The sequence below is a fragment of the Sphingobacterium endophyticum genome (assembly GCF_009733535.1).
Taxonomy (GTDB): Bacteria; Bacteroidota; Bacteroidia; order Sphingobacteriales; family Sphingobacteriaceae; genus Sphingobacterium; species Sphingobacterium endophyticum.
The window spans coordinates 24,412-48,356 of record NZ_SMMI01000025.1; the positions used below are offsets into that span (position 1 = coordinate 24,412).

20 protein-coding genes are annotated in these 23,945 nt (G+C 35.1%); 11 read left to right on the top strand and 9 right to left on the bottom strand.

The window, feature by feature from the left end; translation table 11 throughout:
- Nucleotides 1–58 precede the first annotated feature (58 nt).
- Nucleotides 59–1,342, bottom strand: a complete 1,284-nt coding sequence (gene tyrS / locus E0Y80_RS19435) for a tyrosine--tRNA ligase (protein WP_156309320.1) — start codon at nt 1,340–1,342, stop codon at nt 59–61.
- 85 nt (nt 1,343–1,427) lie between these two features.
- Between tyrS and E0Y80_RS19440 the strand changes: the two genes are divergently transcribed.
- Both E0Y80_RS19440 and E0Y80_RS19445 read left to right on the top strand, forming a co-directional pair.
- Complete coding sequence (locus tag E0Y80_RS19440; RefSeq protein ID WP_156309321.1) at nt 1,428–2,111, top strand: ACP phosphodiesterase; 684 nt, start codon at nt 1,428–1,430, stop codon at nt 2,109–2,111.
- A gap of 42 nt (nt 2,112–2,153) precedes the next feature.
- On the top strand, nt 2,154–3,845 hold the full coding sequence (locus E0Y80_RS19445) for an amino acid permease (protein ID WP_156309322.1): 1,692 nt from the start codon (nt 2,154–2,156) through the stop codon (nt 3,843–3,845).
- A 45-nt stretch (nt 3,846–3,890) separates the two neighbouring features.
- On the opposite strand, the gene E0Y80_RS19450 is transcribed toward E0Y80_RS19445, so the two are convergent.
- On the bottom strand, nt 3,891–5,831 hold the full coding sequence (locus tag E0Y80_RS19450) for a KUP/HAK/KT family potassium transporter (RefSeq protein WP_156309323.1): 1,941 nt from the start codon (nt 5,829–5,831) through the stop codon (nt 3,891–3,893).
- 206 nt (nt 5,832–6,037) lie between these two features.
- On the opposite strand from E0Y80_RS19450, the gene E0Y80_RS19455 reads away from it, so the two are divergent.
- Nucleotides 6,038–6,481, top strand: a complete 444-nt coding sequence (locus tag E0Y80_RS19455; protein WP_156309324.1) for a T9SS type A sorting domain-containing protein — start codon at nt 6,038–6,040, stop codon at nt 6,479–6,481.
- A gap of 186 nt (nt 6,482–6,667) precedes the next feature.
- Here the strand turns inward: E0Y80_RS19455 and E0Y80_RS19460 are convergent, their stop codons facing one another.
- Nucleotides 6,668–7,957, bottom strand: a complete 1,290-nt coding sequence (locus E0Y80_RS19460) for a citrate synthase (RefSeq protein ID WP_156309325.1) — start codon at nt 7,955–7,957, stop codon at nt 6,668–6,670.
- A gap of 313 nt (nt 7,958–8,270) precedes the next feature.
- Between E0Y80_RS19460 and E0Y80_RS19465 the strand changes: the two genes are divergently transcribed.
- Nucleotides 8,271–8,633, top strand: a complete 363-nt coding sequence (locus E0Y80_RS19465; RefSeq protein ID WP_156309326.1) for a BlaI/MecI/CopY family transcriptional regulator — start codon at nt 8,271–8,273, stop codon at nt 8,631–8,633.
- Between the two features lie 4 nt (nt 8,634–8,637).
- Nucleotides 8,638–10,542, top strand: coding sequence for a M56 family metallopeptidase (locus E0Y80_RS19470; protein WP_156309327.1), 1,905 nt, complete (start codon nt 8,638–8,640; stop codon nt 10,540–10,542).
- Between the two features lie 73 nt (nt 10,543–10,615).
- On the opposite strand, the gene E0Y80_RS19475 is transcribed toward E0Y80_RS19470, so the two are convergent.
- Both E0Y80_RS19475 and pth read right to left on the bottom strand, forming a co-directional pair.
- Nucleotides 10,616–11,401: a prohibitin family protein gene (locus E0Y80_RS19475; RefSeq protein WP_156309328.1), complete on the bottom strand. Its 786-nt coding sequence runs from the start codon at nt 11,399–11,401 to the stop codon at nt 10,616–10,618.
- A gap of 269 nt (nt 11,402–11,670) precedes the next feature.
- Nucleotides 11,671–12,234, bottom strand: a complete 564-nt coding sequence (pth, locus tag E0Y80_RS19480; protein ID WP_156309329.1) for an aminoacyl-tRNA hydrolase — start codon at nt 12,232–12,234, stop codon at nt 11,671–11,673.
- A 177-nt stretch (nt 12,235–12,411) separates the two neighbouring features.
- Here pth and azu point away from each other — a divergent pair, with 177 nt between their 5' ends.
- The 6 genes from azu (at nt 12,412) to E0Y80_RS19510 (ending at nt 19,137) form a co-directional block, all read left to right on the top strand.
- Nucleotides 12,412–12,945 carry an azurin gene (gene azu / locus E0Y80_RS19485; protein ID WP_156309330.1) on the top strand — a complete coding sequence of 178 codons (534 nt, stop codon included), beginning with the start codon at nt 12,412–12,414 and terminating at the stop codon, nt 12,943–12,945.
- A 68-nt stretch (nt 12,946–13,013) separates the two neighbouring features.
- Nucleotides 13,014–15,251, top strand: a complete 2,238-nt coding sequence (locus E0Y80_RS19490) for a nitric-oxide reductase large subunit (protein ID WP_197091686.1) — start codon at nt 13,014–13,016, stop codon at nt 15,249–15,251.
- A gap of 4 nt (nt 15,252–15,255) precedes the next feature.
- Complete coding sequence (gene ric, locus E0Y80_RS19495; RefSeq protein ID WP_156309332.1) at nt 15,256–15,978, top strand: iron-sulfur cluster repair di-iron protein; 723 nt, start codon at nt 15,256–15,258, stop codon at nt 15,976–15,978.
- Between the two features lie 274 nt (nt 15,979–16,252).
- Complete coding sequence (gene nirK, locus E0Y80_RS19500; RefSeq protein ID WP_156309333.1) at nt 16,253–17,692, top strand: copper-containing nitrite reductase; 1,440 nt, start codon at nt 16,253–16,255, stop codon at nt 17,690–17,692.
- 53 nt (nt 17,693–17,745) lie between these two features.
- Nucleotides 17,746–18,516 carry a formylglycine-generating enzyme family protein gene (locus tag E0Y80_RS19505; RefSeq protein WP_197091687.1) on the top strand — a complete coding sequence of 257 codons (771 nt, stop codon included), beginning with the start codon at nt 17,746–17,748 and terminating at the stop codon, nt 18,514–18,516.
- 6 nt (nt 18,517–18,522) lie between these two features.
- Entirely contained in the window at nt 18,523–19,137 is a 615-nt protein-coding gene (locus tag E0Y80_RS19510) for an SCO family protein (protein WP_156309334.1), read from the top strand.
- Nucleotides 19,138–19,231: 94 nt separating this feature from the next.
- On the opposite strand, the gene E0Y80_RS19515 is transcribed toward E0Y80_RS19510, so the two are convergent.
- The 4 genes from E0Y80_RS19515 to E0Y80_RS19530 form a co-directional block, all read right to left on the bottom strand.
- Complete coding sequence (locus E0Y80_RS19515) at nt 19,232–19,831, bottom strand: 50S ribosomal protein L25/general stress protein Ctc (RefSeq protein ID WP_156309335.1); 600 nt, start codon at nt 19,829–19,831, stop codon at nt 19,232–19,234.
- A gap of 170 nt (nt 19,832–20,001) precedes the next feature.
- Nucleotides 20,002–20,958, bottom strand: a complete 957-nt coding sequence (locus tag E0Y80_RS19520) for a ribose-phosphate pyrophosphokinase (protein WP_156309336.1) — start codon at nt 20,956–20,958, stop codon at nt 20,002–20,004.
- Nucleotides 20,959–21,153: 195 nt separating this feature from the next.
- Nucleotides 21,154–21,786: a response regulator gene (locus E0Y80_RS19525; RefSeq protein WP_156309337.1), complete on the bottom strand. Its 633-nt coding sequence runs from the start codon at nt 21,784–21,786 to the stop codon at nt 21,154–21,156.
- A complete protein-coding gene (locus E0Y80_RS19530; RefSeq protein WP_156309338.1) occupies nt 21,779–23,740 on the bottom strand; it encodes a tetratricopeptide repeat-containing sensor histidine kinase in 1,962 nt (653 codons plus the stop codon). The genes E0Y80_RS19525 and E0Y80_RS19530 overlap by 8 nt, the downstream gene beginning before the upstream one ends.
- Between the last annotated feature and the right edge of the window lie 205 nt (nt 23,741–23,945).

Here is a 23,945-nt window from a genome sequence, read left to right on the forward strand (position 1 = left end):
TTAGAGAATAAAAAAATCCCGTTAGATTGCCTAACGGGATTTTTTTATATCTAAAATTTTATGCTACCGTAATTAAGTAATAGTTCTTCTTACCACGTTGAGCAATTAAATACTTTCCATTGATCAATTTGTCTGTATTGACAATGTATTCAATGTCATTTAATTTTTCTCGGTTAAGAGAAACACCACCTCCCTGCAACATTTTTCTAGCCTCACCTTTAGAGGAGAACACCTGAGTCTCTACCGCCAAGAGGTCTAGAATATTTATTCCATCCTCCAATTTGTTTTTGTCTAGTGTGAATTGTGGAACCCCATCAAATACCTCTAAAACTGCATCGTGGTCTAAGTTAGACAAGAAACTTAAATCCCCATTTCCAAAAAGAAATTCTGAAGTTTTTACAGCGGTTTCATAATCTAATTCAGAGTGAGTCCGGACAGTAATATCATGTGCTAATGCTTTTTGCACAATTCTTAAGTGTGGAGCAGCATCATGCTCAGCAATGATCGCATCGATTTCTTCCTTCGGTTTTAAAGTAAAGATCTTGATCCAATTCTTCGCATCATCATCCGTAGCATTTAACCAGAATTGATAATATTTATAAGGAGATGTCTTCTTCGCGTCTAACCAAACAGCACCAGATTCAGTTTTTCCGAATTTCTGACCATCCGATTTTTTAATTAATTGTGTAGTTAAACCAAAAACAGTTCCTAGTTCTAATTTGCGAACGATTTCACTTCCTGTTACAATATTACCCCATTGATCAGAACCTCCCATTTGGATTTTGCAGTTCTGGTTTTTCCAAAGGTAATAGAAATCATAACCTTGAATTAATTGATAGGAGAATTCAGTGAAGGAAAGCCCATTTTCGCCTTCCAAACGTTTCTTTACAGAATCTTTGGCCATCATATAATTCACGGTAATCAGCTTGCCAACATCACGAATAAAATCTAAGAAGCTAAAGTTCTTAAACCAATCGAAGTTGTTCACCATTTTCGCATCAGTTTCACCTTCACCAAATGTTAAGAATTTGGTTAATTGATGTTTTAAAGATGCTACATTGTGTTGCAACGTAGCCTCATCAAGAAGATTACGTTCAGCTGATTTAAATGAAGGGTCTCCAATCATCCCTGTTGCTCCACCAACCAACGCAATCGGTTTATGTCCTGCGTGTTGAAAGTGAATTAGGGTCATGATTTGAGTTAAATGACCAACATGTAGTGAATCGCCTGTCGGGTCGAAACCGATGTATCCTGCTACCTGTTCTTTGTTTAACAATTCTTCTGTTCCTGGCATGATGTCTTGAAGCATGCCTCTCCAGCGTAGTTCTTCTACAAAGTTCATAATATACCCTTAAGATTTTAATTTAAGTTGCAAAGATACGAGATTAAAATGTATCTTTCAGAGAATTATTGATTAGATATTACGGATGAATTTTCTTTCTCATTTCTATTTTGAAAGGTTTGCAACGGTTCCTGAACGTGTTTTAGGCTCATTGCTGCCCGACTTATTGAAGAATGTAGATAAGACCTATATTTTTCATCCTCAAAAACATGAAGAACAGCTTTTTATCCATCCCTTGAGCATGGAAATCTCTGAAGGCTGGTATCGCCATGTTGAAATCGATAAATTATTCCATAGTAGTGAATTTTTCCTCACTCATTGCCACCATTTAAAAAGAAAATTAGATCCAGTGTTAGAAGGTACACCCATTCGTGGAACTTTTATGGCGCATATTGCTGTTGAATTAATGCTTGATCATCTGCTTATTAGACATCAATTGGTAAATGTGTCAAGACTGTATGAGCATTTGGAAAACGTTAATAGACCGATTTTAAAAGGATATCTAAGGACCATTGGGGTTGAAGATATTGATGGATTCTTAACTTTCTATGATAAATTCATTGCCTGGAAATATATTGCAGATTACAAGGATTTGGATCAGATCTCTAAACCTTTAATTAATATTTCAAAACGGATTTGGACCTTCGAGGTTCCTCCAGGAATTCATGAGGGACTAACACATGTATTAGTTGATTACTGCAATGAGGACCTAAAGGATTTTAAAGATATTTACACATATATTCAAGATAACATAACGTATTTGTCATAATTTTTTTCACTTTTGTTACTTGTCCAATAAATTAACTAAAATATGTCTAATAGACTTTTCCGAAAGAAAAGCGTTGATCAAATTCTTTCAGACGCTGAACATGGCGGTTCTGGCTTAGCAAAAATATTAGGAGTTCGAGATTTGGTTTCCCTGGGAATAGCAGCCATAGTGGGGGCGGGAATCTTCAGTACAATTGGTTTGGCCAGTTATAATGGAGGTCCGGCTGTATCACTATTGTTTGTTTTTGTTGCTTTTGCTTGTGTGTTTACTGCTCTTTCGTATGCACAATTTGCAAGTACAGTTCCTGTTTCAGGTAGTGCTTATACTTATGCATATGTTGCATTTGGTGAACTTTTTGCCTGGATAATAGGGTGGGCCCTCGTTCTCGAGTATGCGGTATCAAACATGGTTGTTGCCATTTCTTGGTCGCAATATTTTGTGTCAATGCTCGAGGGTTTTGGAATACATCTGCCCAAATGGCTTACCATGGCTCCTGGTTATGCATTGGATGCCCATGCAAAATTCCTTGAAGTAGGCATTGAGAATATGGAGAAAATAGATAAATTAGCTTTGCAGGCATATCAATCCGCTCCTCGAATTTTTGATTTCCCAATTATTTTCGACCTACCAGCAGGACTTATTACTTTTTTAGTAACATGGTTAGTTTACATCGGGATCAAAGAGTCAAGGCGTGCGAGTAATATCATGGTATTGATTAAAATCGGAATAATTCTCGCTGTGATATTCGGAGGTATCTTCTTTGTAAAACCAGAAAATTGGACACCATTCGCACCCAATGGAATAGGAGGGGTAATGAGTGGCGTAGCTGCTGTATTCTTTGCATTCATTGGATTTGATTCTATTTCAACAACTGCCGAAGAATGTAAGAATCCTCAAAGAGATCTTCCGCGTGCAATGATTTATTGTCTTTTAATCTGTGCTGTACTCTATGTCGCTATTACTTTAGTATTAACAGGCATGGTAAACTATAAAGAATTAAATGTTAAAGATCCTTTAGCTTATGTCTTTGAATACGTTGGGTTTGATCATATGGCAGGAATTATTTCTGTTACCTCAGTCATTGCTATTACAAGCGCATTATTAGTGTTCCAATTAGCACAGCCTAGAATTTGGATGACTATGAGTAGAGATGGTCTTTTATGGAAGAAGTTCGCTACAATCCATCCAAAATATAAAACACCATCTTTTGCCACCATTATCACAGGAATTGTTGTGGCTATTCCTGCCTTATTCTTTAAGATGGACTTCTTCGTAGATCTTACCTCTGTTGGTACATTCTTTGCTTTTATCCTTGTTTGTGGCGGGGTATTGTATATGGATCATTCCGGCCTTTCAAAGCGTTCAAAATTTAAAGTTCCATATGTAAATGGAAAGTACATCGTAGGAATTGGATTTATCATTGGTTTGATCTTAGCGATTAAATTTAGTGGGGAATCTTTATCACATTGGTTAGAAATGGGCTCCACCAAGATTATTTTGCATAAATCATTGGTCATTGTCTTTTGGTTAGCCTGGTTGGTTCTGAGTGTCCTAAGCTTTAAATATAATTTCTCTTTGTTGCCGGTAACAGGTATTCTGGTTAACTTATATCTGATGTCTGAATTAGGTGCTAGTAACTGGATAATTTTTATACTTTGGCTGTTGGCAGGTTTAGGAATTTATTTTGGATATGGGTATCGAAATTCAAAATTAAGAGCTCAAGATGAAAAATAACTAGATGAAAAAGAAGGCTGCCATTTGATTGGCAGCCTTCTTTTTTTAAAGTCTTGTTAGCTTAACTTCTTCAGTGTTTGGAATTGTCAATGGTACTCGTTCTAGAGTCACAAAACTACTATCTAAGCCAAACCCTTTTTCTTCTGAAAGACTGAATTTCTTCAGGATTTTATAGATCTCTAGGATAATTTTCTCATTCCATTTTAAGAAATGTGTTTTTGAAATCACTTTTTCTAATACTACGAAGTTAAAATCTCCTGGGATATTGTATTTTTTCAGTGTATCGTAATTGCTGGTAATATTAATTTCTCCCTTATTGACCATATCCTCAACAACTTTTCTGAATAACAAACTGATTTTTTGTTCTTCTCTGAAGCCTAAATGAAAATCAATCCTAATTAATTTACCAGGAATCAATTGAGTTACTTTATATTCCCTTGTATGTGGGTTATCCATTACATCTACGTGTACTAACCAATAGACATCCGCACGTTTAGGCTTTTTATTAATGATCGAATAAGTAATTTTAGCCTCAACTTCATTTATGTTATTGGCACTAGTAAGGTATACTAGATGGGATGAAAATTGAGGAACAGACTTATCTTCGCTTAATTCAGAAAGGATAGGGAAATAATCCTTAATATTTATGAATTTAACGAATCTATTCTTAATTTTTCTAGCCCCATACCAACTATACATGATGACGAATAATGTCAGTGCTAATAGTAATGTTAACCATCCGCCATGTGCTATTTTACTAATGTTACCTACTAAGAATGCAACCTCGATAATTGTGTAAACAATAGCAAAGAGTCCAACCAATATGGGATTAATTCTTTTACGAATCATAAAGACTGTCATTAAAATAGTAGTCATTATGAAGGTTAGATTAATTGCTAATCCATAAGCCGCTTCCATATTGCTTGATTCCCTAAAGATTAGGATGATTAGCATACAACCTAGATATAGTATTAAGTTGACAGAAGGAACATAAATCTGTCCCTTATGATCACTCGGATATCTGATTGCAACCTTAGGCCAAATATTCAAGCGTACAGCCTCAGCAATTAGCGTGAATGAACCCGAAATCATTGCTTGACTGGCAATAATTGCCGCTATTGTTGCAATGGTTACCCCCCATATAATAAACCAATCAGGCATAATCGCATAAAATGGATTAATTTCTCCCATTTGAGTACCTACATGTTCAAGCAACCATGCTCCTTGACCAAAATAATTGAAGATCAACATGAGTTTAACAAAAATCCAACTGATTCTGATATTGGACTTTCCACAGTGTCCCATATCAGAATATAAAGCTTCGGCTCCTGTTGTACAAAGGAAAATAGCCCCAATAATAAACCAAGCATTGGGGTAAGTGGCTAATAATTCATAGGCATAATAAGGATTTAGAGCTTTCCATATTTCAGGTGAATGATGAAGGTAGGAGAATCCTAAAAATCCAATCGTAGAGAACCATACAAACATCAATGGCCCAAAAACTCGTCCAACAATGTTAGTTCCAAACCGCTGAATAACAAATAGTAATGAAATTATTAAAACGACAACTGGAATGGTCGGAAACCCAGGGTTTTTTATTGCAATCCCTTCCACAGCAGAAGAAATCGTAATAGCAGGGGTAATCATACCATCTGCTAGTAAAGTACTTCCACCGATAATTGCTGGAATGATCAGCCATTTTGCCCGCTTTCGCACTAAGGAATAAAGTGATAGGATTCCACCTTCACCCTTATTATCAGCATTGAGGGTGATTATCACATACTTAATAGTGGTCTGTAAAGTCAAGGTCCAAAAAATACAGGATAAACCACCATAGATCATGATTTCCTGAATTTCACCTTTATTAAAAATAGCTTTGAAAACGTAGAGGGGAGAAGTTCCGATATCTCCAAAAATGATACCTAAACTGATTAATAAACCTGACCAGCTAAGGCGCTGAAGGTTCTGCTTATGGTCTCCTGACATATTAATTTATTATTTTTATTCTATTATAAATCGAAGGCGAAATTACAACATTTAATGCGACAACGTATTTTCCTGTTAAAAATTGTTAAAGCATTTAAAATTTCCCTTAAAAAAAATGAAAAAACGTTACTTTTGTAATAGGATTTATGGAATTAATGTTTACATTTGATTAAACCATAACCTAATTCGAATATCTAAATAGAGACATGAAATTAGAATTTAGAAAAATATCACACCTTGTTGCCTGCTCACTGTTCCTATTCTTAGGAGTAGCTAGCTATGCTCAAGCTTCTAATTCAAATGTTTCCCCTGAATATGCGAGTCTAGCACCTTCCAAAATTTCAGCTATTGAGCGCTCTAAATCGAAAGAAGATGAGAACGATAAACTGATAAACAATGTGAAAGTTTTTTACAATCCTATCTCAGAACAAATCTCTGTTACATTCAAGCTTGCAAAAGTAAATAATATTACAATAAAAGTAATGGATGCTTTAGGAAATGAAGTATTAAGTTTACATAACGGAAGTTTAGATGCTGGTATGCAAAACCTTAGTTTCGAAACTCAACAAAAACTTGCCGAAGGCTTTTATTTCGTTAGAGTATCCGGTGGTTCTGAAACAATTGTTAAAAGAATCTCTATAAAACTGTAATTATTTCTATTAAAATTAGATATAAGGCTCCAATAGGAGCCTTTTTTGTTTCCTATAGAAATCTTGGTACTAATTGGTCAAAGGAAATTTAGAACCAAAATAATCTGGAAGTCTTTTTTCTTAAAATACTATAAACAAAAAATGCTTCGAATTTTTCGAAGCATTTTTTGTTGTGAATATGAAATATTATTTTCTATCTGAGATTTCAACGTATGGACGTAAAGTCTCTCCGATGTAAACTTGTCTTGGTCTACCGATAGGTTCTTTGTTATCGCGCATCTCTTTCCATTGTGCAATCCATCCTGGAAGACGTCCCAATGCAAATAATACGGTAAACATATCAGAGTTAAATCCTAATGCGCGGTAAATAATTCCTGAATAGAAGTCAACGTTTGGATATAGTTTTCTGTCAATAAAATACTGATCATTTAATGCTGCTTCCTCAAGACGTTTAGCAATATCTAAAACTGGATCTTGTACTCCTAATTTCTCTAAAACATCATCACATGCTTTTTTGATAATTTTAGCACGTGGATCAAAGTTTTTATATACACGGTGACCAAATCCCATCAAACGGAAAGGATCGTTTTTATCTTTTGCTTTTGCAAGATATTTATCAGCATCACCACCATCTTCTTTAATCGCTTCAAGCATTTCAATTACCGCTTGGTTGGCTCCACCATGTAATGGACCCCATAGCGCATTGATACCTGCTGAAATCGAAGCATACATGTTGGCATTCGATGATCCTACCATACGTACTGTGGATGTTGAACAGTTCTGCTCGTGATCCGCATGTAAGATCAATAATTTATGCATTGCATCGATTACTAATGGATCGAAGGTTTTATCTTGATTAACCTCTCCAAAAATCATATTCAAAAAGTTCTCGATATATCCAAAGTTATTTTTTGGATAGACAACAGGATGACCTAATGATTTCTTCTGTATCCAAGAAACAATCGTAGGCATTTTAGCCAATAAATTGATAATCGTTTTATTCTCTTCTTCTTCAGTTTGATTTGGATTCAACGACTCAGGATAGAAAGAAGACAATGCTCCTACTAAACAAGACAATTGACCCATTGGATGTGATTTAGATGGAAATCCTGCAAAGAAATTCTTCATGTCTTCGTGGATCATCATCTGTGCTCTGATATCTGAACGGAACTTTTCTAATACTTCTTTCGTAGGAAGCTCCCCATAAATCAATAAATAAGCAACTTCTAAAAATGTAGACTTCTCAGCTAAATCTTCAATAGCATATCCTCTGTATCTTAAGATACCTTTTTCACCATCTAAAAATGTAATGGCACTCTTAGTAGAACCTGTGTTTTTGAATCCTGGATCTAAGGTAATGTATCCAGTAGAATCTCTTAATTTTGAAATATCTAGGGCTTTTTCATCTTCCGTTCCTGTGATTACAGGCATTTCATATGTAGACCCATTTAAGTTAATAGATGCAGTTTCCGACATAATCAAATTTCTTGTATTATTTGTGTTTTATACTTTTATCGTATTCTTACAAATGTATAAAATTGATTTCTATTTTCAGATGTATAATATGAATAATTATGACACAAAATGGTCATTTTAAGACATAATTCGAACTTTATTTTTCAAACTTGTTTATTCAAGACAAATCTTTACTCAAAGGCACTATATTATTGTTTCTCTCAATTATTACTCGAATTCAACCTTAAATTATCTGCAAGCAGCACGCTAAAAAATGTTAAAATATTTTGACATCTACGAAAAATTCGTACTTTAGTGATAAATACGTAGATCAATGGAAAAACTTACTATACAGGAAGAAGAAGCTATGTTGTCAATCTGGCATTTAGATGGTGGATTTATCCGTGAAATCTTGGATAATCTGAAAGATAAGGATATGCCTTACACAACTTTAGCTTCAACAATCCGTAATCTTGAAAAGAAAGGATATGTCAAGGCAGTGAAATATGCTAATGCAAAACGATATGAAACAATTTTAGATGTGGAAGAATACAAAGGCAAGTTTATGAACTCATTTGTAGGAGATTATTTTAAAAATTCTTACAAAAACATGGTTTCCTTTTTTGTGAAAGAAGAGAAGTTGAGCGAACAAGAACTGGAAGAAATCATGAAAATGATTAAAAACAATAAATCTTGATGTAATGGAATCTATTCTAACCTATGTCATACAGGTAAACATTCTACTGACACTACTGTATTTTGGATATGCAATCCTTCTAAAAAACTTAACCTTTTATAATTTAAATAGGGTTTACTTTCTGATTGGATCTCTGTACGCTTTTATTTATCCCTTCTTAAACGTAAAGAGTTGGTTTGCTGAAAAAATAGTTGTTCCACAAGGGGTCATATTTGAGTATTTACCTTTAGTAATAGAAAATTCTGAACCTGGATTTTCTCTTAACGATCTTTTTATCGTTGTAATTATGATCGGTTCGACAGTTTTTCTGATCAAATTGTTTACACAATTAGCAAGTTTATTGCGGATTCACCTCTATTCAAAACCTTCACAATGGCGTGAATATCTTTTTCGGAATGTTGTTTTTCCAATTACGCCTTTTTCATTTTTTAATAAAATCTATTTGCATAAAAAACAGCACCAAGAATTGGAGCTAAATGATATTTTCAAGCACGAGTATGTACATGTGAAAGGCCATCATAGTATCGATGTCTTGCTGTTTGAAATTGTGTTGCTAATCTGTTGGTACAATCCCTTCGTATGGCTGATGCGCAAAGCTGTACGTCAAAATCTAGAGTTCTTGACTGATCAACAAGTCCTGGATAAAGGTGTGGACCGACAGACTTATCAATACTCCTTGTTACATGTCACTAAGCAAGGTGCTCAGGTTGGCATTAGCAATCAGTTTAATTTTAAAACTTTAAAAAAGCGCATTATGATGATGAACAAAAAAAGATCATCCAAATTGGAACTTAGTAAGTATGTTTTTCTTCTTCCAATTCTGATCATCGCTGGAATCACTTTTACAGTGAATCAAGCAGAAGCAAAAATTGAAAAAGTTGTCGTCAAATTACAAGAAACGGATTTGAAACAACAGATTAAACAAGTCTTTATTGAAAGTAAATCGGTCGACACAAATAAAGTAGATACCATAACTTTTAATGCCAAGGAGTCAACGGAAAATGAGCAAACAATAACGCAGCAAAAAAATCCTGGATCGAGAATCCAATCAGAAAATTTCTTTCAAAATATTGTAGCTGATTCTTTGAAAGCACCCTTGGTCATTTTAGATGGTAATGAGATGTCTAAAAGTTATAAAAGCACTTCCTTTAATCCGAATAACCTTGAATCTGTGGAGGTGATTAAAAACGAGAGTGCTAAGCAATTATATGGAGAAAAGGCTAAACATGGAGTAATTATCCTTACAACCAAGAAAAATCAATTAAAAGATACTGTTAAGTCTGTCCAAACAGCCGGTAAAATTGTATCTGTAAATCTTTCTGGTGATAAAGTTTCCGGTTCTGGAAAATTAGAAGGTGATTTACCAAACGCAAAGTTTGAAGTAGACGGCGAAAATCCGGCTCTTAAAGGTCAAGTTCAGGGAATTGGTATCAAATCGAATAAACCCAGAAAAACTTTTACTGAAATTGCTTTATTGGACACCGAAGGTTTAGACAACAAAGAATATCGATTAGATGGAAAGAAGATTTCAACTTCAGATTTAGCAAGAATAGACCCAAATAACATTGAATCAGTTGTAGTCAATAAAAATGTTGAACCTCCACTTGTCCAATTTATTTCTAAGGTAGCCTCTAAGGAAAATATTAGCGTTGTAGAGGAGAAAAGAGCTCAGCCTATCTCCGCATCTGCTGGAGATCGAAAAGACGAAAAGTTCATTGAAAATAAGAATGCAACCCCCAACAGGGATCAACTAATTGTTATTAATGGTGTTCCTAAGAACTATAAGGAATATAAAAAACTGAAATCATCGGAAATTGAAAACTCCATTTTATTAACTGATGACGCAGCTAAAGCGATATATGGTCCTAAAGCTAAAAATGGGGTAGTCATCATTACCACAAAGTATTAATATAATTTAAATACAATAATAATTCACTTAATCAAAAAAGGCAGAAAAGGCAACCGCGATGGTTGCCTTTTCATTATTTAAGCTCTTTAAAGATCACGGGACTATTTCCATATAATGGAGTTGATCCGTCCCATTTTTCTATAAACTGTTGTTGAATAATCAATGGTGATAGAGTTTGCTGTCTTAATTGATTTGCCTTAGACTCAGCTTCTGCCTGAACAATCATTTTTTTTGCATCAGCCTCTACGACCTTTAACTCATTTTCGGCCTGCTGAGCCTTCTGAATTGCCGCATTCTTAGCATTAATTGCTTGAGTAATGGATTCTGGATATTGAATGCCAGAAGTTAACTGCTCCAAAACAAAACCTTCCACTTCCAAAAATTTAACCATTTTCTCTTGAACACCATTCTCAAACTTCTCCCTGTTGCTAATTATTGAATCTGTCGAGTACTTGTTAAATTCAATTCTATAGACATCTTTAATATGATTGACTAAGGTCATATTCAAAATTTCCTCAACAGGTCTGCGATACTTGGTGAAAATCTTTGGCGAACTGCCCGATACAACCCTTAATGATAATGTTGGGTCAACCGTAAATACAGAACCATCTTTTGCATTCACCGTGAAGTTGTCATAATTAACAGTTTGAACATAAGTCGGAAATTCATAAATAGATTCTGTAATTGGATTGTACCATACCCGACCGGTCACTAAACTGACATCTTGAACTCCTTTTTCAGACCCATAAAGTTTAACCTTTATGCCTTCATAACCTGCGTCAATTCTCTCCGTGCAGATTATCCATACCAGTAAAGCAACGATAAGTGTTGCACCTAATGCGATTAGATTTCTTTTCATTTAATTGGTTTTTTTTAAGAGATATATAATGAATTTATATAAAATAGCCGCGAGTAGAATCAACAAACAGATTCCAACAAATACATCCCAGTCCGATGCCGCACTTAGCAGATGGAAAGCTTGTGTCGATCCCCAGATTAAAAAAATCAAAACGATCGGGATAGTAATAAATGGTCGAATTCTTTCCATGTGCTTATTTCATAATTTTTGATAATAATATAATGAAAATAGCCCAATTATTAAAGGATTTCTGTAGAAAATTCTGAATATTATTTGGTATTCAGATTGGTCATCGTAAGTTCAATACCGATGTTTATGAAACTGTTCGTCATTTTTACAGCATGTTCTATTAATGCAGGCAATTCTCTTTGTTCTTCTTTATCAAATGGTCCCAATACGTAATCTACCTGTCTTCCTTTGGCATAATTATCACCGATGCCGAATCGAAGCCTAGCATAGTTTTGACCTCCTACAGACGCTTCTATGGAACGAAGGCCATTATGTCCAGCAGCTGATCCCTTTGGCTTGATTCGCAAAGAACTGAATGGTATAGCCAAATCATCGACTATCACTAATATGTTTTGTAATGGAACTTTTAATTCTTGCATCCAATAGTTGACTGCTTTCCCACTTAAATTCATGAAAGTTGTCGGTTTAATAACATAAATATTGTGACCGCGTTGTTTGTATTCAGTATAATAGGCATGTTTTAAGGTAGACCAAGTTGTACCTGCTTGATTTGCTAATTCGTCTACTACCATAAAACCGATATTATGCCTCGTATCAGCATATTCTTTTCCAATGTTTCCTAAACCTACTATTAGATAATTCATGCTTGCAAAAATATGATTTATCTCTCATTTGTTAAATTATATTCCATCGAATCCCAAAAAGCAAGTTCTATACCTTACAAAACTTAAAAAATAGTCAGCATCACTCAAAAAAGTGACCAATTGAATTTTTTTAAACATATAAAAGCGACAATTTTGTCTTAAATAGAAAAACACATTATGAAAAAAATCTTCAACATTGGGACATTAGCGTTATGCACAGGACTGTTCATTGCATCATGTGGCAATTCAGACCAAAATAGCAGCTCTACAGTTGATCACAGTAACCATACAACAGAAACTCCAGCTGAGACAGCTCCAGCTCCTGAAACAAGTACACCTGCAACTTCAAATAGCGTTACGGTCGAAAGTAACGATCAAATGCAGTTCAATGTTAATGAAATTAAGGTAAAGGCTGCTGAACCAGTAAGTTTAACCTTAAAACATGTTGGTAAAATGGGTAAGGAAGTGATGGGACACAATTTGGTTGTCTTAAAACAGGGGACAGATGTGGCTAAATTCACTGAAGCAGCAATGAAAGCTCAGGATACGGAATATATTCCAGGTACAGCAGATGTCATCGCTCACACCAAATTAATTGGAGGTGGTGAAGAAAGCAAAATTGATTTTAAGCTCGAACCTGGTACTTATGACTTTATTTGTTCGTTTCCTGGTCACTCAAGCTTAATGAAAGGAAAAATAATAGCCGAATAGTTTGAAACAAATAAGGGTAGTCTAGAAACTCTAGACTGCCTTTTTATACTCAATTTAGCCTTATAATAATGACAAGAGAGAAAAAATTATGGTGGTCATTTATCCTAGTGGTAATTATCTCCTTTGGAGTGTTACTCTATTATGGATATGAAATTTATCAAGTATCACCGCCTGTACCGGAATCGGTTGTTGATGAATCAGGAGAAGTGATTTTCACAGAAAGTGATATTAAAGATGGTCAAAATATATGGCAAAGTATTGGTGGGCAAGAAGTAGGATCTATTTGGGGGCACGGAGCATATGTAGCTCCAGATTGGACTGCAGATTGGTTACATCGTGAAGCAATGCATATTCTAAATATCTATGCCCAAAAGGATTATGGAAAATCTTATGATGAAATAGAGGAAGAGCAGCAATCCCAATTGTCAACTCGCCTTAAGAATAAAATAAGAAAAAATACTTACGATCCAGATAAAAAAACAATTACGATTGATGCAGACAGGGTTTCAGCTATACATGCTTTGTCTGAATATTATAAAGGCTTATTTACTGATGATCCAAAATTTGACCAACTTAGAAAGGATTATGCAATACCGGTCAATTCTATAAAGGATGAGGAACGGATGCATAAAATGAATGCTTTCTTCTTTTGGGCTACTTGGGCAACTGTAACGCAAAGACCGGATGCCGAGGTTTCCTATACACATAACTGGCCTAATGAAAAACTGGTTGGCAATGAAATGACCATGGATTTATTAGCTTGGTCGGGTGTAAGTATCATTCTCTTGATTTTTTGTGTTGGTGCATTGGTGCTATGGCAGGTTAAGGCCGGTGAGGATGATGAACTTTTATATCCTGCCGAAGATCCTTTGTTGAGACAAGGGGTTACACCTTCCATGCGTCTAGTTAAAAAATATTTTTGGGTAGTTAGTTTACTAATGCTCGTTCAAGTGGGATTAGGAATTGTAACGGCGCATTATGGGGTCGAGGGGGATGGATTATATGGAATACCAATTGATCAGTTCTTGCCATACGCTGTTACTCGAACATGGCATACACAACTAGCCATTTTCTGGATAGCTACAGCTTGGTTGGCAACTGGTCTCTATATTGCCCCAGCAGTTTCTGGAAAAGACCCTAAATTTCAAGTTTTCGGTGTCAATTTCCTATTCATCGCTTTAATAATCATTGTTGCAGGTTCAATGATCGGTCAATGGTTTGGGGTCATGCAGAAATTAGATTTAGTTGATAATTTCTGGTTCGGTCACCAAGGCTATGAATATGTAGATTTAGGAAGATTTTGGCAACTATTCTTATTTGTAGGACTATTCGTCTGGTTAGCCTTAATGGTTCGTCCTTTAATTCCAGTTCTTAAACGTGGGGGGGAAGAAAAGAACCTAATCATTATGTTCTTGATCTCATGTTCTGCTATTGCCTTATTCTATGGAGCTGGATTGATGTGGGGTAGGCAAACTAATCTCGCTATTGCAGAATACTGGCGTTGGTGGGTTGTTCACCTTTGGGTTGAAGGATTCTTCGAAGTGTTTGCAACGGTTGTTATGGCTTTCTTATTCGTCCGACTCGGATTATTGAAACCGAAAAGCGCAACATCCAGCGTGCTTTTCTCAACGATCATCTTTTTATCAGGCGGTATCTTAGGAACATTCCATCACTTATATTTTTCCGGTACTCCTACAGCTGTAATGGCATTAGGTGCGACATTCAGTGCTCTAGAGGTTGTGCCATTAACCATCATAGGATTTGAAGCATATCATAACTACAAACTGTCCAAAGCAACAAAATGGTTAGAAGACTATAAGTGGCCAATCTATTTCTTGATCTCGGTGGCATTCTGGAATTTCCTCGGAGCTGGTGTTTTCGGATTTATTATCAATCCTCCAATTGCTCTCTATTATGTTCAAGGACTTAATACGACTCCTCTACATGGTCATACTGCTTTGTTCGGGGTTTATGGCATGCTGGGAATAGGATTGATGTTATTTGTCTTAAGAAGTTTGTATAGAGATGTGAAATGGAATGACAAATTAATAAAAATTGGTTTCTGGAGTTTAAATATTGGTCTACTGGGAATGGCTCTGTTAAGTTTGTTGCCAGTTGGAATATGGCAAGCCATAGAAAGTATCGGAAAAGGAATGTGGTATGCAAGATCTGCTGAGTTGATGCAGCAAGAGGGAATGATCTTCCTAAAATGGATGCGGACACCTGGAGATATCGTATTTGCTGTCGGTGTATTTGCAATCGCTTGGTTTGTATTTGATTTAACGCTAAAAAATAAAAAACAATAATATCATGGAAAACTTAATAAATGAAAAAATCGGAAATGTTGTCGCTAAGAATTTTAAAACAGCAGCAGTATTTACAAAATATGGAATGGATTTTTGTTGTGGTGGACAAGTTTCCATTGAAAAAGCTGCTGAAAAAAAAGGAATCAATAAAAACCAATTATTGAACGAATTAGAATCCGTGTTAAATGAATCAGCTTCAGAGCAGATCGATTTTAACGCTTGGCCTACTGACTTACTGGCATCATACATTGTAAAAACACACCACAGATATGTACGAGAAAAAACACCTGTTTTATTAGCTTACCTTAATAAAATTGGAAAGGTTCATGGTGAAAGACATCCAGAACTATACCAAGTCAATAAATTATTTGAAGAGTGTGCTTTAGAATTAAGCCATCATTTGGAAAAAGAAGAAAAAATATTATTTCCATATATTGAAAAAATGGAAGAATCTAAAATGACTCATGATGGTTACGTTCAGCCTGGATTTGGTTCTGTTCAAAACCCAATCAGCATGATGATTCATGAACATGAAACTGAAGGTGATCGTTTTGAAAAAATTGCTCAATTAACGAATAATTATACCGCTCCTGAGGATGCTTGCAGTACTTATAAAGTCGCATTTAAAATGCTTAAAGAATTTGAACAGGATTTACACAAACATATTCATTTAGAGAATAATATTTTATTCCCAAAATCAATAAAATTAGAACAAACACTTATTTAAAAATCTCCATAAATTTTGACTCATTATTTGCGCCAGCAAATTCAACAAAACAACGTTTGAAAATTAATTTAAGTTAACAGGAGAGGATTTTTATAAATCCTCTCTTTTTTATTAATAATCTAAGTTTAAAAATAAATCAACCATGTTTTGGTTTGTCATAAAAATGTAATGAATGCTACTTTTTTGGATGGTTGAGGTCATATTTTTTCATGGGTTTTTCAGCTATTTTTAACTAAAGAGTTAACGAAAATATTAAGAGAAAAATCCCGAAAATATGAGAAATTCAATTACATTATTTAGTATGCTGATCGGATTTACAATGTTTATTACAAGTTGTAACGATTCATCGGAAAAAAAATCAGTCGATACCAGCAAAATCCCTGTAAAAGGTGAAATGGTTGCTGAATTAACTTCGCCACCATTGGTGCCAAAACCAGTGGGTAAACGTGATGCAGCCAAATTAAAAGTGAGTTTGGAAATTTTGGAGTTGGAAGGGGAAATGGTTGACGGTGTAAAATATACCTACTGGACTTTTGGTGGATCTGTACCAGGTCAGTTTATCAGAACTAGAGTGGGGGATGAGGTGGAATTCTTATTAAAGAATCACCCCGACAATAAATTGCCTCACAACATCGACTTACATGCTGTAACAGGACCTGGTGGTGGCGCTGAATCATCCTTGGTTGCTCCCGGTCATGAAGTGTCTTTCTCCTTTAAATGTCTTAACCCAGGACTATATGTATATCACTGCGCAACTGCTCCAGTTGGTATGCACGTAGCTAACGGAATGTACGGGTTGATATTAGTTGAACCAGAAGGTGGTTTGCCTCCTGTGGATAGGGAATATTATGTAATGCAAGGGGACTTCTATACCGAAGGCGGCTATGGTGAAAAAGGATTGCAAGCATTTGATATGAATAAAGCTATCAAGGAAGAGGCAGACTATGTTGTATTTAATGGAAATGTAAACGCATTAGTTAATGAAAATGCACTTCAAGCTAAAGTAGGGGAAACTATTCGTTTGTTCGTGGGAAATGGTGGACCAAACCTTGTGTCTTCTTTCCACGTAATTGGTGAAATTTTTGACAAAGTACATGTGGAAGGTGGTGATTTAATTAACCAGAATATCCAAACAACTTTGATACCTGCTGGTGGATCTGCAATTGTTGAATTTAAAGTGGATGTTCCAGGAACTCTAGTTTTAGTTGATCATTCTATCTTTAGAGCCTTTAATAAAGGTGCTTTGGGTATGCTTAAAGTGGAAGGGGAAGAAAATCATCAGATTTATTCTGGAAAGATTATGGATGGTATATACCTTCCAGAAGGCGGTACAATTCAGCAAATGCCTAAAAAGAAAAAAGAAGATGTTGTCGTTAATAAAACTCCAGAGCAATCAATCGCAGATGGAAAGGCTATTTTCTCCAGAACTTGTCTTGCATGTCACCAAAGTGAGGGTCAAGGAATTAAAGCAGTGTTCCCTCCTTTGGCAAAATCAGATTATTTGAACAATAATAAAGATAAAGCTATAGATGCGGTCTTATTCGGTCTGAAAGGTGAAATTACTGTAAATGGTGAAAAATATAACTCTGTTATGCCTAGTCAATCACTATCAGATCAAGAGGTTGCTGATGTCATGAACTACGTGTATAATAACTGGGGAAATAATAAAACCATTATTACTCCTGCAGAAATCAAAAAAAGACGCGGTAATTAATCAAATAATTAGGAAGCACAAAGCTGTGCTTCCTAATTCAATAAAATGCTAATATGTTGAAGAAGCTAAAACAGTTGTTATTTTTATTCTTTGGAATCGCCGTTTCATTTACAGGTTATTCCCAAGAGATGGTGCTGATTAAGAAAGGGAGTTATACTCCTCTTTATGGTACCGCTGACAAAAAACCTGTCCAAGTTGCTTCATTCTATTTGGATGTTTACCCGGTAACAAATCAGCAGTATTTAGATTTTCTGATTAAAAATAAAACCTATACAAAATCACAAATCAAAAGAATTTTTGCAGATAAAAGCTATTTGAACTATTGGAAATCGGATCTTGATTTTGGAAATGCAAATCCTAATTCCCCTATAACAAATGTGTCTTGGCATACCGCCAAGAAATATTGCGAAAGTAAAGGAAAAAGATTAGCAACAATGGATGAATGGGAGTATGCTGCTATGGCAGACGCAAAAACATTTGATGCTAGAAATAAAAAATCATATAATCAGTTCATTCTAAATTGGTATGAAACACCAAAAACTTATAACAATGTAGTTGGAAGTACCTTTAAAAATTATTGGGGAGTATATGATCTCCATGGTTTGGTATGGGAATGGACATCTGATTTTAACAGTATCTTTTTGACTGGTGAGTCAAGGAAAGATAAAGGTGAAGATGGGAATTTGTTCTGCGGTGGAGCATCTGTCAATGCAACAGATTTAATGAATTATGCTGCTTTTATGCGATATGCTTTTAGAGGAAGTATGAAAGCACCTTATACAAGCAGAAATTTGGGATTTCGATGTGCAAGGGATATTAAATAATTAAACATGAAGATTAACAAGTTAATAATATACTGCTTTTGTGGACTGCTTATGTTAGGTTGTAAGAGTAGTACAAAAATTGAAACTGAAGAAAAAAAACAAGCTGTTCTGACAGAAGATCTTTCCGATTTATCGGTTTATAATTTACCATCAAATTGGACAGATCAAAATGGTAATCAAATGCAATTGCCAGACCTGAGAGGTGATATTGTGGTTGTGGCCATGATCTACACTTCCTGTCAAGCTGCTTGTCCTAGATTGGTTGCAGATATGCGACATATTGAAAAAACCGTAAATTCTAAATCGAAATCGAAAATTAAATATCTTCTCGTAAGTATTGACCCGACCGTGGACACCCCGGAAAGGTTGAAGAAATTTTCAATCGATAATGAAATGGATGGTGAACAATGGCTTTTTCTCAGATCAAATGAAGAGGACACAAGAGAATTTGCAGCAACATTGGCTGTCAATTATAAAAAAATTTCACCTATTGATTTTTCCCATTCTAATATTATAAGCTTATTTAATGAAAATGGAGAGTTGATTTATCAACAGGAAGGTTTAGGTGTCGATTATGCACCAACAATCAAAGCAATTGAAGAAGCGGCAAATAAGCTATAAAACAAATTTTACTAATTTTAATAATTTAGTTGAACAAAAAAGAAGGCATCGAATTTTCGATGCCTTCAATTTCTTTATACTAAAGTAGTACTAATTATTTTTTACCACCTTTTGCAGCAGCTTTAGCAGCTTCTTGCTCTGCTTGACGAAGAGCACGTGACATAGTAACAGCAACGATAGTATCGTCAGCATTGTTTAATACTTTAGCATCAGTTAAATTTACTTTACCTACACGGTAAGATTTACCAACTTCAAGTCCTTCCATTGGAACCTCGATTTCTTGAGGTAAGTTTGTAGGAAGTGCTTTAACACGTAGGCTACGTAATTTTTGAACTAATTTACCCCCCATTTTAACACCTGGAGAAGTACCAACTAATTTGATTGGAATGTTAACTGAAACTTCTTTATCATCAAATAACTGTAAGAAGTCAACATGTGTTACTTGGTCAGTTAATGGATGGAATTGTGCTTCTTGAACGATAGCTTTTGATTTTTTGCCACCGATTTCCAATTCTACGAAGATTACTTCTGGTGTGTAAAGAACTGGTTTCAAATCAGCTGCGGATACAGAGAAGTGTGTCTGTTCTTTACCTCCGTAAAGAACTGCAGGGATATTACCCTCGTAACGCAATTCCTTTGCATCTCTTTTCCCTACGTTCTGTCTCGCAGAACCGCTAATAGCAATTGATTTCATATTATTAAATATTAAATTTGAGGTGCAAAGATAATCAATTCCCTGAATTGTTAAAAGGAATTTTATAGTAAATCAGAAAATAATTTCCTATAAATGAAGGATTAACGAAAAAAACAAAACAGGTGCTGAATTTTCAGCACCTGTTTTGTTTTTATTTGAAAGTTCAAATATTATTTCACATCGAATAGATCTGAAATTGAACCGTGTTCATTGACATTTTTTATAGCATTTGCAAAAAGACCTGCTGTAGATAATACCTTGATCTTTGAACATGAAGCTGCTTTTTCTGGATTTAATTGAATCGTATCCGTAACTATCATTTCTGATAAAACAGAGTTTTCAATCGTTTCATATGCTTTTCCGGATAATACAGCGTGAGTACATACAGCACGAACCGATTTAGCACCATTTTCCATAATCAATGCCGCAGCTTTTGAAAGTGTACCTGCTGTATCACAGATGTCATCTATTAAAACAACATCTTGACCCGTTACATCTCCAATAATTGACATGGATTCAATCTCGTTAGCACGTTTTCTGCGCTTATCACAGATCACAACCTCAGCATTAAAGAATTTTGCAAACGTACGTGCACGATATGATCCCCCCATGTCAGGGCTTGCAATCATTAAATTCTCTAATTTCAATGACTTAATATAAGGTACAAAGATGATAGCGCCATCCAAGTGATCCACTGGAATGTCAAAAAATCCTTGAATTTGTGCAGCATGTAAGTCCATCGTCATGATGCGGCTTGCTCCTGCAGCCGTAATCAAATTAGCGATCATTTTTGCGCCAATAGCAACCCTTGGTTTATCCTTACGGTCTTGACGTGCATATCCAAAATAGGGAACAACCACTGTAATGTAGTGGGCTGAAGCTCGTTTTGCAGCATCAATCATCAATAAAAGCTCCAACAAATTATCTGTCGGCTGATTTGTAGATTGAATTAAGAAAACGTCACTTCCACGAACTGATTCATTGTAGAATGGTTGAATTTCGCCGTCAGAAAACTTTGACAAGGTCATGTCTCCTAGTGGTTTTCCGTATGATTTTGAAATCTTGTCTGCTAATTCTAAGGTTCCTGAACCAGCAAATAATTTTACGGTGTTAAATTGCAAAGGCATGGTGAAATGATTTATTGGGGTTTTTTATATTGAAATTTCGTTTTCTGAACCATTGTGATGCTATTCTAAAGCATGTTAACTTTATGTAGCCGCAAAGTTAGATAAATGTTTTAGAATATAAAATTAGATTCATGGAACCCTACTGCTCAATTAGTATTTATTTATTACAAAAGAAAACCTTATCCTTAACTTCTTCTAAATCATTTTGTTCTCAATGAGTAACACCAATAATTCACTGCTGTTTTTAACATTGAATTTTTGCAGCAAATTTTTTCTATAGGTATCAACAGTAAATTTGCTTAAAAATAGCTCGTCAGCAATCTTGTTTGTAGTTTTGCCCTGTGCAAGCAGTTGGATGAGTTCTTTTTCTCGTTTAGTAAGTGAGGGCAACCCTTGGGATTGGTTCGTTTTATTTCCTAAAATATTTTTTACTTCTTGACTAAGTGCTGTTTCTCCGTTAAGGACCTCTTCTATTCCCCTCATAATTTCACTAGAAGGTACTTCCTTTAATAGAAATCCTGATGCACCGTTTTCTAACATCGATGAAATGACGCTAAATTCTGCCTGATTGGACAAGCCAACAACCTTTATGTTGGGAAATTCAGTTTTGATAAGTTTGCAAACTTCAAGACCACTAATGTCTGGAAGAGAAATATCTAATAAAACAATATCGACATGATTATTTTTTACAAATGACAATACTGAATTACCATCTGAAAAACAAATTAGGTTGTACTGCTTGTTCCAAGCAGAAATTACAGATTTCAACCCCTCAATGACGATCGGATGGTCATCGACTAATGCAAGAGTTTTCTTCTCATCAAACATATAATTCAATATTTGCTGTAGTACCTTCGTTTATTACAGAGTTTAGGTCAAAAATTCCTTGCATCAATTCCACTCTTTTTTTAATATTATTCAGACCCATCCCCATTTTTTTATCATTGCTTTTCATGTCAAATCCCTTGCCATTATCTTCAATCGTAATTAAAAATTTATTCTGTTCCTGTGAACATTGTACCAAAATATAGGAAGCCCTTCCATGACGTATACTATTGGCTAGTAATTCTTGAACAATTCTGTAGATATTTAGTTGCTTGTCCTTCGGAATATTTGATCCAATATCATAAGATTGATATTCAATTTGAAGTGCTTTTGAACCTAATGAAGCGCATAAATCTTTTAAGGCAACATCAATTCCAGAACGAATTAGTGTCTCCGGCATCAAGTTCCGGGCTATATTGCGCAAATCTGTAATTGAGCCATCAAGCTGGGAGATACTTTCTTCGATTCCTGAAGTATGGTTCTCCTTTTCTTCAGCTGATAGCCTCAATTTAATCGCCGATAAAGTCCCTCCCAAGCCATCATGTAAATCCCGTGCTATACGGTGTCGTTCATTATCCTCCGCATTCATAACGGCATGTGCGAGCTTTAACTTATTCTCCTGCTCTAATACATTTAGTTCAATTTTACTCGTCCTTTTATTATTTTGATAGATATAATAAAGGAATAATACAATGAGTAAAAATATAAAGGCACCAATCCCGAAAAGCCAATTCAATAACTTCTGATTCTTTTGGATTAAAAGAATTTGCTCATTGTCTGATCGAAGCTTTTCAATTTCTTTTTCCTTTTCCGAGAGTTGCAGCCTCTTCTCCATTTCAATCATATCCTTTTTGGAATTGGCGCTGTAATTGGAATCTCTCAACATATAGGCCTTTTTTAAAAAATCATAGGCATTCGAATAGTGGTTCATCTTCTCATACAACTCAGCAAGGTGGGAATAACGCAGAATCATATTTACAGGATCTTTATAAATGTCATATTCCCTAGACTTGTCCATCGCAGCCTTTGCTTGCTGAAATTTATTCTGCCCTAAATACGATTTAAATAATTGAAAATAAAGCATACAGAGCTTATAGGAGAGAGAATTTCCTTGATTGTTTTTTAGAGCTTTAGATATCCCTTCCAATATTATTTTCTCCGATTCAGCAAATCTTTTATTGACATTGAAATAGTTCGATTTAACCTCGATAAAATCATAATATAACCCATCATTATGAATATTCTTTGCAACGGGTTCAGCTTTTTTTAGATAAATATTGACGGAATCAAGTTTGTTTAAATGAAGATAATTGCGACTTAAGTTCAGAAGGATTTCCAAATAATCAAATTCATCAATCGGTGGGTTGGCTTCCATCATCGCTAACCCCTTGTTAAAATATTGGGTTGCTCCCTGATGGTCTTTATAATTCATTAACATCATTCCTACCTCTCCAAGGTATAATGCTGTGTTTCCGAGTTCATTTGCTTTTGTCGAAAGTGGGATGCTTCTTTGAATTAGGATATCCATGAACTTTCGCGGCTCACCAATATATTGATGTAGAACCCCGATATTATGCCATGACCGTGCTTGAAACTGATAGCTTTCTTTGCTTTTTATTTTTTCGAACTCTTTAATTGCCTTCTCATATTCTTGAATAGCAAACTTAGAGTCCAGATCAAAGTATATTCCTGCTAAATAATGATGATAAAGTCCTTTTAAAATAGGCTCATCCTTAACAAGCTTTAATCCTCTGTTTAAATATTCTTTTGCTTTTACACTATCCCTATAAAAATGATCCGATAGTAGAAAATTTGCTCTTGCTTTGATGCTGTCCGTTTTTCCATGCACAACAAGATTGGACAAACTGTCAACAAGCTTATCTGTGTTGATGAATTCTTGTCCAAATAGATCGGTACAGAAGAAAAATAAAAAAAACAAGTAGATGGATTTCCTCATTTTAACAGTTGATTACCAAATATGCTGATTTCAACCTCATAAAAAAATACCTATAAATAGGAGGGTAGCAGTATGGGGATGATTTCGGATCAGTTTCAAAACCTGTGGACTAAGCAAATAATTTGGTTAACCTGAACAGGAAGAAATTGATGTCACCTACACCTCTAAACTGGCTTCTGAAAGCCTTTATCTTTGCATTGAAAGA

Coding starts and splice junctions, on each gene's coding strand:
- tyrS (WP_156309320.1), bottom strand. CDS start 1,342: ATGAACTTTGTAGAAGAACTACGCTGGAGAGGCATGCTTCAAGACATC.
- E0Y80_RS19440 (WP_156309321.1), top strand. CDS start 1,428: ATGAATTTTCTTTCTCATTTCTATTTTGAAAGGTTTGCAACGGTTCCT.
- E0Y80_RS19445 (WP_156309322.1), top strand. CDS start 2,154: ATGTCTAATAGACTTTTCCGAAAGAAAAGCGTTGATCAAATTCTTTCA.
- E0Y80_RS19450 (WP_156309323.1), bottom strand. CDS start 5,831: ATGTCAGGAGACCATAAGCAGAACCTTCAGCGCCTTAGCTGGTCAGGT.
- E0Y80_RS19455 (WP_156309324.1), top strand. CDS start 6,038: ATGAAATTAGAATTTAGAAAAATATCACACCTTGTTGCCTGCTCACTG.
- E0Y80_RS19460 (WP_156309325.1), bottom strand. CDS start 7,957: ATGTCGGAAACTGCATCTATTAACTTAAATGGGTCTACATATGAAATG.
- E0Y80_RS19465 (WP_156309326.1), top strand. CDS start 8,271: ATGGAAAAACTTACTATACAGGAAGAAGAAGCTATGTTGTCAATCTGG.
- E0Y80_RS19470 (WP_156309327.1), top strand. CDS start 8,638: ATGGAATCTATTCTAACCTATGTCATACAGGTAAACATTCTACTGACA.
- E0Y80_RS19475 (WP_156309328.1), bottom strand. CDS start 11,401: ATGAAAAGAAATCTAATCGCATTAGGTGCAACACTTATCGTTGCTTTA.
- pth (WP_156309329.1), bottom strand. CDS start 12,234: ATGAATTATCTAATAGTAGGTTTAGGAAACATTGGAAAAGAATATGCT.
- azu (WP_156309330.1), top strand. CDS start 12,412: ATGAAAAAAATCTTCAACATTGGGACATTAGCGTTATGCACAGGACTG.
- E0Y80_RS19490 (WP_197091686.1), top strand. CDS start 13,014: ATGACAAGAGAGAAAAAATTATGGTGGTCATTTATCCTAGTGGTAATT.
- ric (WP_156309332.1), top strand. CDS start 15,256: ATGGAAAACTTAATAAATGAAAAAATCGGAAATGTTGTCGCTAAGAAT.
- nirK (WP_156309333.1), top strand. CDS start 16,253: ATGAGAAATTCAATTACATTATTTAGTATGCTGATCGGATTTACAATG.
- E0Y80_RS19505 (WP_197091687.1), top strand. CDS start 17,746: ATGTTGAAGAAGCTAAAACAGTTGTTATTTTTATTCTTTGGAATCGCC.
- E0Y80_RS19510 (WP_156309334.1), top strand. CDS start 18,523: ATGAAGATTAACAAGTTAATAATATACTGCTTTTGTGGACTGCTTATG.
- E0Y80_RS19515 (WP_156309335.1), bottom strand. CDS start 19,831: ATGAAATCAATTGCTATTAGCGGTTCTGCGAGACAGAACGTAGGGAAA.
- E0Y80_RS19520 (WP_156309336.1), bottom strand. CDS start 20,958: ATGCCTTTGCAATTTAACACCGTAAAATTATTTGCTGGTTCAGGAACC.
- E0Y80_RS19525 (WP_156309337.1), bottom strand. CDS start 21,786: ATGTTTGATGAGAAGAAAACTCTTGCATTAGTCGATGACCATCCGATC.
- E0Y80_RS19530 (WP_156309338.1), bottom strand. CDS start 23,740: ATGAGGAAATCCATCTACTTGTTTTTTTTATTTTTCTTCTGTACCGAT.